This window comes from Turneriella parva DSM 21527 (genome assembly GCF_000266885.1).
Lineage (GTDB): Bacteria > Spirochaetota > Leptospiria > Turneriellales > Turneriellaceae > Turneriella > Turneriella parva.
In genome coordinates, this window is record NC_018020.1 from 3,741,230 (window position 1) to 3,756,218 (window position 14,989).

A 14,989-nucleotide genomic window follows, 5' to 3' on the forward strand; every position below is an offset into this window, starting at 1 on the left:
CCAATTGCTCATAACTCGAAGTGAAAACGAGCCCCCGTGTTCATTTCCTGGAGCACTGGCTGCTCACGTTCATCAAAATCAACAAACCTTAGATGGATCGATCCCCGCGGCGAATCATCGGAGGCCTGAATGCGACTAATTATATCTGAATATCCGCTCTGTTCCAAATAAGCTTGTAGGCGCTCAAATGTATCGATGACTTTATCGGCTTCCATGACGTGTAAAAAGTTCGAGCCAGAACGCATGATACCACCCCCAATCGGCCCATAGACCGAATCCCCGATCTGAATTGTGGTATTACAGTTGGCCAACTTGATTTGTCTGCGGCTTTCTAGGCTGTATGACGAACTAGTACTGCTGACACCCTGCAAAGCTTGGTGTCTTAGTAAATATGGCCAGTGTCGATGAAGAATCTCTATTAGCTCCGGCTGCACCCAGATATACTTATCGTCGTGGGGGACGAAGTTGATCAAATAAGCGTCTCGTTCATCGATGCGCGCCAGGAGCAAGAAGGTAATTGGCTTTTTATATTTGTCGATAGCTTCAGAAGACTGGGCTTGAAAGTGCAGATGATGTATGCCCCAACCGTGAAGCAAAGGATCATTATAGGTAGGGTCTCGACTTCGCTTGCTCAAATGATCCTGAACAGAATGTCCTTTCTTCAGTTTCAATTTTAGCAGCCGTAAGGCCTCTGCCTCGTCCGTCTGCAGTTGCCGCTTTTTGTCCTTAAGTTCAGATGACTCGTGAACCTTCCGCGGCCGTCGAGTGATCAGTTTTGAACGGGTATTCATCCACTGGATCAAAAGTTCATTTAAAGGCTGAACGCCGTCTGCTTCGATCCCAATTGTTTGAAAGCATCGCAGTATCCATGTTCGTAGATCATGAAGCAAGTCGATTGGTGGGATGATGACTTGGTTTGTTTTATCAATCGTCCCTGGATTCACAATCCCCTCGGCTAAAAGATAATGACCTGTTTTTGATGCGGCCATAATTATGTCACTTCCCAGGGCTGGTGTCTGTACCAAGAGCCTCAACGGCAACTTGTCATCTTGCCGTTGCCTTGCTGATACGGAAGGAGGACAGGGACGCCAAACAAGGCGCATCAAGGCAGACGTACTGCCTGTCCCACATCAGAAGAGTTTCATTTCTGGAATCATGGAAAGCACTGAAAAGTAGCCAATCGTTAAGCCGAGCACGAAGTAGAAAGGAAAAATCGTTTTAGAAAAAAAGACCCCGCAAAAACCAACCTGATTTGCCAAGTGTCCCGTCTTCATCGAAAAATCAATGTGCTTTTCCTTCTTTGCTCTAACCTCATCAAAAAGCAATCTATATAATCGTTCTTGCCTGAGGTAAAAGGTATCGAGAAACCAGAACAATAGGATCGGAATAATCGCATATATCGCAAAGGCGACAAGCTTTTCCTTGAGCGACAAGACGAGAATACCGGTTACAAGACCTGTTGACCAAGTCTTGATTGAGAACGAGTTGCTGCCCATCCGGGTGATAATGTTAGAAATCAGTTCCAGATGTTTTCGCTTATTGTCCATTTAGCCACCCTTTGAATTGCTTATAGGTTTCTGGCGCCGTGCATACCCAGATTAATTCACTGCCATTGCCACCTTTAGCCGTCGCGTGAAAGGCGTATGGATACAAACCCAAGTATTCCTGACCGACATACTCAAAACCGGCTCGACTTGTCTGCAATATCGGTAGTACGGCAACCTTATTTTTGAATGCGTCAAAATATCCCAATTCCCAAGGCATCCAGACTGAACTCTGTGAGTTCTCAGTGAAAGCGTAGACTAAGCATCTGCATTGTTTGAGGCGAGTGCGCAGTGTCGCTGCGGTTTGTCGGTCAACCTTTGTCCGATCTAATCCCTTGTCGACAACCCAATCAACGTAAACCGAGAATCCAGCGGCTTCAAACTCCAGCTTCAAGCCAAGTATCTCGTTTGAATCCAGATAGCTGTGAGAGAGGAAAATATCAAACTTATCGGCATTGTTTATCCGACTAAAGTTTTCCGCAAGGACCACTCGACTGTCCTTACGTACTGCATTGGCTCGCGTCTGTCCTTTGAGCCGCAAATCATTTCGTACGTATAATCCCATATTAAATCAAACGGCGCAAGCGGTGTCTGTACCAGTCTCACGATCATCGTCGCTGGCAAGTAAATTCCGTTGGATTGCACGCTTATAGCAAACATGGGGAACTTGCCAATAATCTGGTACGACACATGTCTGCAGAGAACAAGGGCTATACGCCCCTTGAAATTTATTCTTCATCATCCTCATCGTCCTCTTCAAGAAACCTCTCCAGCGCATCCTCAATCTCGCTGCGTATCCGCTCGAACGTCGATTGAATATTGTTCCCGACGAACGGCTCATACACGATGCCTGCAATATTAGAAAACTCCTCAACGGGCTCCTGTCTTAATACCAAAACATTTTCTCGGCCAAACTTACCCTGAAAGTAGCCTATTTCATGCACGACATTCTGACGTGCCCGAATACTTCCGTCTGCTTGTTCATCCTCAGCCGTCATTACAATGATGGCATAGTGGCACTCATCAGTTTCCTCATCAAGTTTCTCAATTATCGTGCGCCCTCGATTAACCTGATCTTTTAATATGACCACATCGATTTCAAGCTGCGTTCGCACGAAACGTTCGACTTCTTGCCACAAGGAGCTCCGTCCGTGCGAAACAAAAATCTTAAATTCTTCGACCATCTCTTCATCATCACTTTCTTCAAACATTGTAACCTCCTGAATGCCCCACCCTCAACCTTAGGTTTATATTCGATTGTCTTGTCGTGGCGGTCTCAGTTCGTACAGAACGTCCAGGGCCTGAAGACCTTTCTGATTTTGGCAAGCATCGCGCCATTCTATCAAACTATCAACTTCCATTGTATTTAAATGCGATAAGTCTACGCGATGTATAATCTGTAAATCTGACTTCTCCAAACTCTCTTCAAGCTTTCCCCCATATTTATTGAATCGATTCTCCCGGGTCTTCTTTTTGGGACGTAGCAATTGACTCATTGCTAACTCATGGTAAATCCAGGGGGAAAGCGTCTGGCCCTGATCCCTCACCGTTTCTTCCACAGTTATCGAGGCAGGCGTATTGAGAAAAAAGAGGCACTCGCAATTATCCATCATTCTTGTTAGAGCCGTGGCAAGCATTATATGAACATGGCTCGTCGAATAATTACGCTTATCATAATCATAAGTCTGACTATTCGCGTTGTAGCAATACTCTTTATCGATGGCCTTGAGCAGAGCGTTTGAGTGCCCCCATGCGCAGGAATCAATAAATGAAAAAAGTTCAAAAGACTTGTAAAGCCAACCCGCAAGTGCAATGGCCAAGTCTTCATCTTTGTGAGCATGAGAGATGAATACATCGGCCTGAACCTGAGGAAACCAATTTGCCTGCATCTTTGTCGCGTCGAGTATTCCGTCCTTCCGCAAATATGGATCCAAGGTCTCGCGAAAGATATTTTTGATCGCGCCGTGAACGGCTTTGCCAACAACCAGGTCTGAAGCAAAGTCATCAGAATCAAGTGTTACATTAAATCCACGATACATGGTAATCTCACCGCCACCCCGTCGCCAGCAACTCCAACCGCTCCACCTTGTTCAGCACCTCAGAACATTCCTCCCATTTCGGACCCGTGATGTTTGCGTTGGTATTGTAGCGAATATCAAACGGATGCTTCTGTACCACGGCATTGATACGATTCTGAGCTTCTTCGATGCGACCAAGGGCTGTATGAACCCATACGTCTTCGAGCGTGTCGGGTATCTGACCGAACAGGTCATGGATATCATTGAGACGTGAAGAGAGTCGTGCGTGAACTTCATCTTCGACAGACCCGAGGTAGCGCATATTATAGACAAAGACTTTCTCGTACCGCTGACCAATACGTTGGATACGGCCTTTGCGCTGTTCGAGGCGCGTTGGGTTCCAGGGTAAGTCGAGGTTGATGAGGGAGCCAAGAATCTGCAGGTTTAAGCCCTCGCTGGCAGCATCAGTGCCGACGATGAGCTTGATTTCGCCCGACTTGACCATGCTCTTAATTTTCTCACGCTCAATGCGGGTCTTACGGCCATCGAGGTAGATGGCTGATTTCTGCGCGCCTGCATAGAGACCAATCGTGAGATCATGATATTGCGCTGACAAGCGGCTCGCGACGTATTCTGCCGTGTCAAAATACTGGCTGAAGAGTATGCAGCCTCGCTCGCGCCAGGGGCCAGTATCGGCGGCGCCATGATCGAGCAGGTGAATCACACGATTATACTTGGGGTCCGCATCGAGCCTTTCAGCCAGGGCATTCACGATGCGCGTGAGCATTTCATTTTCTTCGGGTGTATTACGTGAGCTGCCCTGCTCTGCCGATAGCTCTTCGAATTCTGAGCTATCCTCTTCTTCGAGATCAAACTCTTCAGTCCGGGCCTCACCGAGAAGGCGCTTGGCTGTATTCAGGCCTGCGACCATAGAACTTCCGATGCGGCGCAGAAGCAGAGTCTGTAAGAAGCCCGCGCTGCGCGTACGTTTAGCCAAGAGACGGCAGTACTCGAGTGCGGAATCGTAGGCATCCTTCAGATAGCCTGGCAGCTCCAGCGCCTCGATGTCATCTTCACCGTAGAGCTGGACTTCGACTTTCTGCAGGTATGGCTTGTTGGTTTCGGGATCGATCGTGTTTTCCAGGTAACCGCGTGTACGCCGAATGATTGAGCGAATGAACGGGTTATGAAATTTGAAGAACGATGCCTTGAGATTGCGCACCTTGCTCTTTGTCGGGGCATCCAGTTCAGCCTGCTTCTCCAGTTCAGCTATGGTATCGGCGTCACCCATATTCAAAGTATTGCGGATCGAACGAAACGGGAGCACCCCGGTTTCGTCCTTTTCATCGGCTGGTGGCAAAGGATTTCGTAGCCAGTTCCAGAATTCGATGTCATCCAGGGCCTGGCCTGATTCATTGATTTTGCCCAGCGCCTCATCAGGGTGGCGCCATGGGCTGAATTCATTGCCCAAGACGTGCTGTTTGTCGATGGACAAAGCGCTCAACAGATCCCAGGCTTCAATGGGGTGCAGCTGCACCGGTGTCGCCGTGGCGAGCAACAGAGTCTTGGTCTTTTCGGCGATTTGTTGAATAAATTCCAGAAGATTGTTCACTTCAGGTCGTGACTCGTTCTCAGGATTCGCTCCCATCGATTTGCGCCGCGCCCTGTGGGCTTCATCCACGATGACGCACTCGTAATTTCCTTTGAGCAAGGTTGTGTACGCGTTGCCACGCCGAGAGATCAGCCCTTGTGAAATGATACCGATTCTCCGCGGGCAATGCTGAATATACTGACCGCCTTTTTCATGTTCCACGCCGTTTTCATCAATCCAGGAGCTACCAGTCCAGTAGGCCGAGGGAACTTCGAGCAGGTTCCAAAACTCCTCTTGCCATTGTTGCATCAGCGTCTTGGGAACAACGATGAGTACAGGGAGCTTTCCGGCAAGGGCAATCAACTGTGCCGCCATTGCCAGCTGCAATGTTTTACCGAGACCCACCTGATCGGCGAGAATCAGCCGTGCACCCTCATACCGTTTATGCTCGTCGAAAGCGCGTTGAACGAAGTACTTCTGGTGATTCCAGAGTCCGTTATGTTTGCGATAAACAGGGCTCTCTATTATAGGCGCGGCAGGGTTTGAATTGCCCAGCCATTCAGGCATGGTGAAAACCTTGCGCTTCGCAGTCCTTTGGATATCCTGAATGATTTCCTGTGTCAGAGTCAGCGCATGCGCATCACCCCAGAGGCTATCGAACTCATTTTGCACCCAGGTAACTGCAGACTGATCGTCATCTTCCCAGACCAACTCATAATTGAGCTGCCAGGCGGTTATGGATTCGTTCGCGCTGCCCATGAAGGCGGTTTTATTGCCATCGTGAAAGGTTATCACTCCCGCTTTGCCATGAATGAGGCCAAACCGATCGTCTGGGAGAATGCGCACCTCCATGCGGCCGGTATTGAGCAGATGATAGAGTCTTTCCAAGACCGAACCCGTGACAGGTTTTTCGGGCAGATCGAAATCGCACCACTCATTCCACAAAGCCTGCTTGAATGCAGGCATCGATGGCTCTTGGTTGGCTGAGTAGATATTGAAGGTGATCTTTGAGTTTGCCACCACGCGCACTTTGCCGATGGCTGCGATCTCTTCGCCCGCAACCTGGATGATCGATGGACTGAAGAAGCCCGCGATGCGGTCGTATGCTTTCGCGCGGGAGAGCTTTTCAGCCAGAAAGCCTTTGCCCAGGCTTTCGCCCGAATGGCGCATGAGACGAGATGAATAGCGGGCAATCATGGTCAGCCTGCGTCGTTGGTCAGCACCCCGGCCAGAAGCCCAGCCATTTTGAATTCGGCGCTGCGGTGTCTCACGCTGTGTTCAAAGCGCGAGAGATATTCGAGCAATTTGATGATATTCTGCCGACGCGACCAAAAGTCAGGAAGCTCTGATCGTAAGTAATTGCGACCAACTTCTGGGTTCTCTTCGGCGACAGAGATGTTGATTGCATACAACAGATGCCGCAGGGTTGAGCTATTAAAGCCGTCACCCGTCATCTGCCCGGAACCAAACTCAGCCGCAGTTTTCACCCGTGCTTCATTGGCCCTCACGCTGCCCAAAAGCTCGGTGTAATCCCGAATGCCATAGTTCTTCGCCAGTTCTTGAAACGCACCGGCTTTGTTTTCGCCTTTCGATTCAAAATCCAGCCCGCGCAGGTAATAGCGTTCTTCGGGAGAGATGGATCTCCAGAGAAGGATGTCAAAGGCTTCAGGAATACGTATTGCTGCCGCAACATTGCGCGCGTTTTCGATGATGCTTTCGAGCGGACTTTTGGCATCTTTGCCCGTGCGCGAGAGTTCTCGTTCGACGTTGAGGTCTTCAATCTGCCGATAACCGGTGATGACGCGCAAGGCTGCGGCATACGCCGCGAGCTGGTAATCGGTGTCGGAAAAATTGGGTTCTTCTTTGTCTTCGATGCGCTCCATCGATTCAACCTGAGCTTTGACTTCTTGTTCAATGCGGGGTACCATCTCATCGAGAAAGGCGACATCAGACGAGATATTCTTCCTCAAAATCAGGAGCACAGTACCTTGAACGTAGTTACCTTCTTTAAGGGCTGAGGTCGTTTCAGTAGCAATTGTCCACGCAGAAGTAACTTGAAGCCCGGACGCCCAAAGAATGACAGCAAGGTCTGCCCATACACCTGCGTCTTGATGGGTGAACATGACGGTTTGCATTCCGTTGTCGGGCATGAGCCTGCAAAGATTTGAATACGCCTTAACCATTGCTCGTCGGAAACCTTCACCATCACCTTGAATTGCAAGTGACCGGCGTGAATCATTGCTCCAAGCAGGAAAAAGCCGGTTAAGAAATTTTTCATACCACGCTAAGAAGAACTCAGAAAGCTCATGATAATTAATAGCATCTGCGTATGGCGGATCAGTAATCCAAAGGTCATTATCGCAGATAACCTTTTCTGCAACGGTTGTTTCAATTATAGCGGTGCCAGCATGGCTTACGTTCTTTACGTCGAAGACCAAACCACCACCATACCAACGTTCCCGAATCTCCGAAAATCCTCTAATCGCGTAATCAAATAGGGTATTTAAGGCCTGATTTGAATATGTTTCCGAAATAGACTCTTTGCTACCTCCTACGCGGAAGCGACATAGTTTGCTATTCCAATTCGTGATCGAGCCGAATAGGGATAGGTTTCCCGCAATGAGATCTCCACCTACGCTCTGAATCTTTGAGTTCAGAAACCCCAAAAATAGTAATTGCCGAGCACAAAACAAATGATGCCAGTGCGTCCATCCGCGCTCCCGAATCGGTTGATCCGTATTATATCCTGATTCAATCTTTCGAGATGGAACAATACCATTCTTCTGCCACTCTGCGAAACTTGCCTGCAACAAGGACAATACCTTGGCCTCACGCTGCAAATCCGCCTGGTCAGGTGCTGCATAATAGCGATATTCCTTATCTGTCGCCTTGCTGATTAATTCTTGACACAGCTCACGAAAATGATCATTATTGTCCCCAAGGGGGAGCGTTCCGGACGATGGTGCAGGGTCCGCAAGGGCATTGTCACGCCCCCTTCGTATATACATCGTATTGAGACTGAGTTCCTTTTTTCCCGTGCGGGTCTCTGTCAGGTAGAAGATTGCACCGTTGATGCGCTTCTCGAAAATCAAAACCTCTAAGCCGCGCTTGTTCTTCTCAGGCGACACAGAGACTTTGTCATAATTCTGCAAAACATAGGGTATGAGTTCAAACGCCTCATCGGTCACTGCGATTTGTCCGCGTTTCTCTTCATGTTCTGCATCACCATGGTCTTTGATGACCTTGCGTATTGCATAGTTGTCGATAGAGTAAGAGTATCCGCTGAGATCAATACCAGTGGCCTTCTTAAGATTCTTTGCCTGCTTCTCATCGATTTCATCGAGCAGTAATTTGTGCTCTTCGTTGTCCTTCTGCAATCGTGCAAGGCGAACCAACGTGCGTACTCGCTCGTGTGCTGGCGGCACGACCCAGCGAATACAGTAGAGGCGTTCTTGAAAAACGTCGTCTGGCCGCGGCACCACGTCTTCGTTTTCCCACAACCGCAATCCACCTGAATTCTCACGGCGAATGATCGACATCGGTATCGGGTTGGGGTTCTTAGGATGAACGACGTAGTTACTCTTGACCGTGCCTTCTTTGGCGGCCTTCATTTCAGCCGCAGTAGCGTTCATCTTGATTTTGATGTCGTAACGCTTCTTCTTTTCATCGGGCACCAGAATGCCAACTGTCTTGGTCTTCTCACCGATCACCCAGGACGGAGCGAGAGGCACCATCCAGCCTGTTTCAGGGTCTTTGACTTCGACACAGTACAGATACGCGTCGGCGCGATGTCCCCTGGCATTGTGCTCGATTCCCCATTCGCAAATCTGTTGGTCGACGGCATCATAGACTTCCTGTTGTGCCTTTTTGACTTGTTCAGCCACTTCAGGCCCACCGCCGACAATGTGAATCGCCGCCCAGGTGAGTAGTGCCGCGACCGGATTCAGATCTGAGGCATACACATCGCAGCCCAGGCGTGCTGCCTCAAAGGGAATGCTTCCGCCACCGCAGAATGCATCACCGACTTTCGGGTTATGACCAAAACGGCGTTGACCCAGCTCTTGAATCAATTCTTGTAAGTTCTTTGCTTTTGTGCCCAGGTGAGCATTGATCTCCTTGAAAGCAGCGGCCGATGGGCCTGCGATCTGCTCAGGCCTAACGCAGTAGTCCAGCTTCTCGTCGTAATAAAGTGCGCTGAAGGCAATGCGCTCCAAAGCCGCTTTGACGTGGTCTCCTGTCTCTTTGGAGAATTTGGCCCAGGAAATCTTATCGCCCTCGACCTTAAAGTAATCAGCCCATATCTTTGTGTGATCTTTCTGATCTGCTTCAAACATCGGCAGAGTCAGTCCGTGATCCACTTTCTGTAAGGCTTTTATAACCCGAGCATGGTGTTCCTCATCGGTCAAGATTTCATAGATAACCTTGGCTGGAAGTTTGCCTTCCTTCGCCTGGTAACGTTGCCAAAGACCATCTTCATCCATGGTCATGATCTTCAAAAAGATTTCACGATCCCTTTCAGCGTTATCGCTGGCTGGCATCAATAGACCGACAATCGTCGCGCGCACTAGCACCAGCGGTTTGCGCCCCCACCATTTGCCAAGGCCCGTCAGCGTCTGGCTGTAGTTTGCCATGCGCTCCTTATAAGACTCCTTTGAGACTTTAGAGACGGGAAACTGTGTTTCGATAAACGTGCGATCAGTCATTGTGTCAGGGTATATGCGAATCAGACCGCTATTCGGTCGGGTTTTCGGTTAACGCAAAGCGGACGGCCTTGCGCCAGCCACGGTTACGCCCCTGCACAGCCTGGCCCGTGGCCGCGTTCGTCATGGTGAAAAGCCACCAGCGTTCTTCGGGCTTTAAGCCCTGCCAGTTCTTTATTGCAGTGGGGATCTGGCCAGGATCGGCATCTTCGATGGCCCAACAGAGCAAAAGCAGTTCTTTGCCGAAGAGTCGCGGTAAGATATTGAAGCCGGCATTGAACCTAGAACTCTTCAGGCCCGCACGCTGCAAGCGCTGGTTAAATTCGAAGCGCACAGGTTCTTCTATCATCTTCCATTTTTCATAGGGCAGAATCACACGTAGAGCCTTGTCCTGAACTCCCAGGGTGTATTCAAGGCGCCGCCGTTCGGGGCTGTCAAAATACTCGAAATGCTCGCTGATGTAGATGTGAGGGCTCTTCTTATCGCCGAGGTTTACTACAATGTGGTGAGCCGTTTCTTCGGGATGCAGTCCGAAACTGGCATCTTTTCTAGCAGCGGCAGTGGACTTCTGCTTTTTCATTGCTTCACCTCTTGAGGTTCATAACCCGCCAGATTCATCTCTGACGCAAAATGCTGTATATCCCCACCCTGCTTGTAATGCATTTCCTGAACAAAAAGCGTAATGCGATAATCTTCCTGATCGCCGTCAGTAAATGGCTTTCTCAGGTACTGCATAAGGTCCCGCAGATTATCCGCATCAAATCGGATCAGCTGGCCGCCTGTCGAATAGCTGATGAACGTGTTAGCGTGCGCAACAGCTTCAATGGCCACTTCAATATGGCTTGCTGCAATCTGATAACGGCGCATGCACTCTATAAGCTGGTAACATCTGTCGGTGCCGTCAAACTTGTGGCGACGTACGACCGTAGCGGGCTTGTTATCGTCAATGCGTGCGCCTTTGCTATCGCCTGGGTCAACTTCAAATGATCGTATCTCAGACTCGACACCTTCTTTGCTGGCGATCGCCATGATGGTGGATTTCTTTTTGACCTCAAAGGTTCCAGTGTAGGTGCCGCCTACATCGCGTGGTGAAGAACCGTCGGTCGTGTAGCGAATCTCTGCATCGGGTATGGCTTTCAGCGTGACGAAAACCTTGCCGTCTCTCGGCACCGCGTCAAACTTGAGATCAATCTTGTTCTTCCAAACCCGTACTGGCCCCGGTGGATGCTTACCAGTCGAGTCAACACATAAGAAGCGGACTTCCATCCGCGCGGTCTCGAAGTTTCCATGATCCTGAATCAACTCAGATGCCGTGGTAGGATCAGCCCCATAATCAACGTAGATTTTATCTCCATGTTGAGGCTCGACCCTCAATTTGACGGCACCTGTCTCTTCATCCCGTAGGCTTCCGCCAAATATTATATCGGTCTTTGCGGCTTCGAATGGCCCAGTCTGAACAAACTTACCGTTCTCTCGCCAGACCTTCTCTCTTACCAGCTTTGACTTGAGGCGATCAAGTGCATCACTGCGATGCCACTGCCAGATCGGTTCGCGCGCTGCCCGCTTCTTGATTTCTGCCCATTCCATTTCACGTGGCTCATCGGCAGCCTTGCCAAAGAGGCGTTTCTCACACTTTTTGCGGAACGTATCGCTGTCCGTGTCGGTAGTGAACTTCTGCTTCGATTCAAGGGTAGTACGTATCTGCTGCTCACCGTTGTAGTTGTTCGAGCTGAACTGCATGAAAAATTCAGCATCCATGAGGCGATCTGCGCTGGGGTAATACAGTTTCGTGAAAGTCTCGCGAACCGCACTCCTAAAGCTATTGGAGTACAAGTCTCTGAGGCTCAATGCCTCCACATATTGTGGGTCTTTGGCGGAAATCTTATCGGATTCAAGCTCGTTGATGACATAGTCAATCGCCTTGATTTCCTTCGCGGTATACAAGACCGAATCCATCGCCGCACGTTCGCCCGTAAGAAAAAGAACACGGTTCTTGTATATTTGATTCTGATAGAAGGCCAACAAATCCGGGTGTAGCCCCGCTCCCTTGTCGTTCGGCTGGTAAACTGCCAGTAAGACAGAATCGACATCAAGGCTAAGTACGTCCGGTGTTTCCAGAACCGAAAGCCTCTGGTACACATCTTTGTCCACCGGCTTAAAAAGTGCTTCAAGTTCACTCCGCACCTGCTTGATAGCCTGATCGGGATTATACGTTGCCACGAGAGAATTAATCTTCGCGACGATATTCTGAACGTTCTTGAAGAGATAACTTCCCTGACGGTCAAGATGCAAATACCAGCATGTGGTCTTCAACGAGGGCAAAACTTTGGTTTTGAGATCGCGCAGATCACGACCTGGCTTTGCCAGATAATACACGAGGTCTGACTGATTCAGACCCAGCACAGCATTCTGTACCGCAGCGAGCGACGAAAGCATGATTGTCTTGGTAGCGGCTTGATGTATGTCAGTCTTGAACTGATTATCAAGCTTTTCTGCCTCGGCACTACCAGCAGAAGCGATGTCGTGGCTTATCGCATTCTTCAGAGTGCCGTTAATCTTATTGATTTCAGTTACTGTGTCGGGGTCATTCAGATCGAACGCGTCAGGTGACAGCAAGTAGACGCTCTCGCTCTTTCGCGCATCACTGAACACCGAGCGCACTTGTGCCCTGAGCAAGCGAATGAGTCCCCTTGTTTGTTGAAATCCGGGGTTCTCTTTGAAGCGGGCATAAAGGTCGCGGACGGCCGGATGGAACGGATATGATTGTTTGATATGGCTGACAAATTCTTCGGGGGAGTTACTGGTGATATCCATCAGCTTCGCAGTCTGTAACTCTTCGCCAAATGCGAGGGCAATAGGTGCGACTTCAGACTCAGTAGGCACCTTCTCGAAAAGCTTACTCTTGAGAATATGGTAGATTTCGTCTGAGTTCTGCCGAACCGGTTCAAGCTCCATTGCCGTTCGATTCAATTCATGGTCAAAGTTCTTCAAAGGCCCGCTTGCCAGTGCCGCTGAGCCTGACTCATAAGCTGCTTTCAAATCTGAGATGACCACGAGCACATTAGCCAGTTCTGCTTTGTTCACGGCGACCAAGAGATTCGACAGTGCGCTGGTCGTTACAACCGCTAGGTTTGAGTCGCCCACCGAAACCGAAGCTGCATAATCGAGGTACGGAGGTAGCTCATCCAAGAGTATGAGCAGGGGTTCGCCTTTGAGCAGATTCACCCAACTGGTTTCACCAGGAGCTTTGAGAACACCGCGAAAATAATCTGCAAAGTCATCCAGCTTACCTATTTGCTGAGCAATGCTACCCCAAATGCCATACTGACTGTCGCTTTCCCGCCCGCTAAATGAAGCAACGCGTATCGATGACTTCAACCCCGTCTTGAAACCGTACTTTGCTCTCAGCGCAGGGGTAGCCGCTAACAGAGCCAGGGCTATCATATTGTGGGTCTTACCACCACCCATCGCCTGCGTGAGCTTAACCACGCTGATATTCGACTTGCCCTCAAATCGATCGAAAGCAGTATCCAGCAGCGTCCTCATTCCATCAGTGATGAAGTTTTCGGCAAAGAACTCCTCTGCGTCGATTTTGCCTTGTGCCAGGTCTGTCAGATTGAGCGCATAATCCTTGAAGCGTGTCTCGAATAGGCTCTTACGCGGGGTGCAGAGCTGTTGAACTGACCTTAGGGCTATACGCTTATCTGATTGGAGAACTGTGGACGCCATCTATTAAACTCCTGGACAATACTCCGGCATACCTTATAGGCAGGAAGTCCTGTCAATTAAGTGGCTTGCCGGACTGCTTTTGGCGGCCGGTCCGTGCCAATAATTGACACGTCGGCCATTGAATAATTCAAGTGCCTACCAAAATGTTGGAGCAGTTTCTCAAGGAATACAGACAGCTGGCGTCGGCACCCACAGAACCTGAAACGGCTCCTGATTTGTCCGCTTTTCTCAGCGATTATGCCCGCTTGCCTCCCGATCGCAAGAGACCGCCAAAATCCTTTCTCGACATCATTCGCAGACCGTTCGATGAAAACACTATTACAGACTACCTCGCCTACCTTTTAGATTTCGACCACAGCGAAGAAGCCCTGGCCATAATAAACTGGTTCTGGAATCGCGGAAATCAAGATCCGTTGCCGATAGCTCCAGCCGACATCAGCAGCTTTCGCGTAAAGCGCGAGCATACCTTCTCGGACTCTGGCCGCATCGATTTACTGGTGTTCTTGAACGGCACGCACCTGTTGGCAGTGGAAAACAAGATATTCTCAGGAGAAGGCATAAGCCAGACGGAGTCGTATGCAGCCTCACTGGATGAGGAATTCCCTGAATTTAAAAAATCCATGATACTTCTGAGTCCATACTCGATGAAGCCGTCGTCCGACAGGTTTGTCAATGTTCTATATTCAGAACTAATTGAATACCTGCGGTCGCTCAAGTATTCAAACAAACTCAATGCATCGACAACCGAGAACTTCATTTATCATTTTGAGGAGCATTTCATGAATAAGACCAAATTCGACCTGTCTGAGAAATCCCTGGTTTATCTCAGGCACAAGCGAGAAATTGAGGATGTTAGAGCAGCGTTTGAAAAAGACTCAGAAGCGATTTTTGAAATCGCGATGTCTTTTCCCCTGAAACACCTGGCTCAACAGACGCGAACGCAATGGACACAGAATACGAATCCGAATCGCCATTATCAGCAATTCACCAAAGACTCCTGGGAGGCAAAGAATGACCTCTATTTTCACTTTGAATATTACCTGACTGCCGATTCTTTGCTAAGGTCTGGCGCCATAGAATTCATGCTCCATGTCGAAGGGAAGAACAACGCAACGTTTTTCCAACAATTCGAAAAAGAATTCAACCAATTGCCCGAAGAATACAGAAATAAGGGATTGGATTACCGCCCCCGTGGTAACCGGAACGCCCTGGCTTCAAAATCTTACAATTACGAAGTGAATCCAGAGAAGCTAGACGCCTCGGCGATGGAGACATTTTTTAACGAAACGATTGAGGATTTCGCGTTCCTGATTCCTCTAGTGGATCGAATGTCCCTGAAACACTGACGCATTTTTCCCAAGGGCATTCGCAAAAAAATGCAAATCATAGCCCAAAATGGCACCTTCC

General features: G+C 49.3%; 10 protein-coding genes. 1 reads left to right on the forward strand and 9 read right to left on the reverse strand.

Annotated elements, in window-relative coordinates; translation table 11 throughout:
• Nucleotides 1-8: 8 nt before the first annotated feature.
• The 9 genes from TURPA_RS18075 to TURPA_RS18115 all read right to left on the reverse strand — a co-directional run bounded on the left by TURPA_RS18075 (nucleotide 9) and on the right by TURPA_RS18115 (nucleotide 13,582).
• Complete coding sequence (locus TURPA_RS18075; protein ID WP_041948685.1) at nucleotides 9-989, reverse strand: hypothetical protein; 981 nt, start codon at nucleotides 987-989, stop codon at nucleotides 9-11.
• A 141-nt stretch (nucleotides 990-1,130) separates the two neighbouring features.
• A complete protein-coding gene (locus tag TURPA_RS18080; protein ID WP_014804709.1) occupies nucleotides 1,131-1,547 on the reverse strand; it encodes a hypothetical protein in 417 nt (138 codons plus the stop codon).
• Nucleotides 1,537-2,109 carry a toll/interleukin-1 receptor domain-containing protein gene (locus TURPA_RS18085; protein WP_157210587.1) on the reverse strand — a complete coding sequence of 191 codons (573 nt, stop codon included), beginning with the start codon at nucleotides 2,107-2,109 and terminating at the stop codon, nucleotides 1,537-1,539. The genes TURPA_RS18080 and TURPA_RS18085 overlap by 11 nt, the downstream gene beginning before the upstream one ends.
• Before the next feature lie 163 nt (nucleotides 2,110-2,272).
• A complete protein-coding gene (locus tag TURPA_RS18090; protein ID WP_014804712.1) occupies nucleotides 2,273-2,755 on the reverse strand; it encodes a TIR domain-containing protein in 483 nt (160 codons plus the stop codon).
• 36 nt (nucleotides 2,756-2,791) lie between these two features.
• Nucleotides 2,792-3,583 carry a hypothetical protein gene (locus TURPA_RS18095; protein WP_014804713.1) on the reverse strand — a complete coding sequence of 264 codons (792 nt, stop codon included), beginning with the start codon at nucleotides 3,581-3,583 and terminating at the stop codon, nucleotides 2,792-2,794.
• 7 nt (nucleotides 3,584-3,590) lie between these two features.
• Nucleotides 3,591-6,350 (reverse strand): phospholipase D-like domain-containing anti-phage protein, encoded by a 2,760-nt coding sequence (locus tag TURPA_RS18100; RefSeq protein WP_014804714.1) that lies wholly within the window; start codon nucleotides 6,348-6,350, stop codon nucleotides 3,591-3,593.
• A gap of 2 nt (nucleotides 6,351-6,352) precedes the next feature.
• Nucleotides 6,353-9,784, reverse strand: a complete 3,432-nt coding sequence (locus TURPA_RS18105; RefSeq protein WP_245536796.1) for a PBECR3 domain-containing polyvalent protein — start codon at nucleotides 9,782-9,784, stop codon at nucleotides 6,353-6,355.
• 100 nt (nucleotides 9,785-9,884) lie between these two features.
• The gene (locus tag TURPA_RS18110) at nucleotides 9,885-10,433 is read right to left on the reverse strand and encodes a DUF3780 domain-containing protein (protein ID WP_014804716.1); all 549 of its coding nucleotides are present in this window, start codon (nucleotides 10,431-10,433) and stop codon (nucleotides 9,885-9,887) included.
• The gene (locus TURPA_RS18115) at nucleotides 10,430-13,582 is read right to left on the reverse strand and encodes a DUF499 domain-containing protein (protein WP_014804717.1); all 3,153 of its coding nucleotides are present in this window, start codon (nucleotides 13,580-13,582) and stop codon (nucleotides 10,430-10,432) included. Before TURPA_RS18115 ends, TURPA_RS18110 begins: the two co-directional genes overlap by 4 nt.
• A gap of 143 nt (nucleotides 13,583-13,725) precedes the next feature.
• Here TURPA_RS18115 and TURPA_RS18120 point away from each other — a divergent pair, with 143 nt between their 5' ends.
• Nucleotides 13,726-14,928 (forward strand): PD-(D/E)XK nuclease family protein, encoded by a 1,203-nt coding sequence (locus tag TURPA_RS18120; protein ID WP_014804718.1) that lies wholly within the window; start codon nucleotides 13,726-13,728, stop codon nucleotides 14,926-14,928.
• Nucleotides 14,929-14,989: the final 61 nt, after the last annotated feature.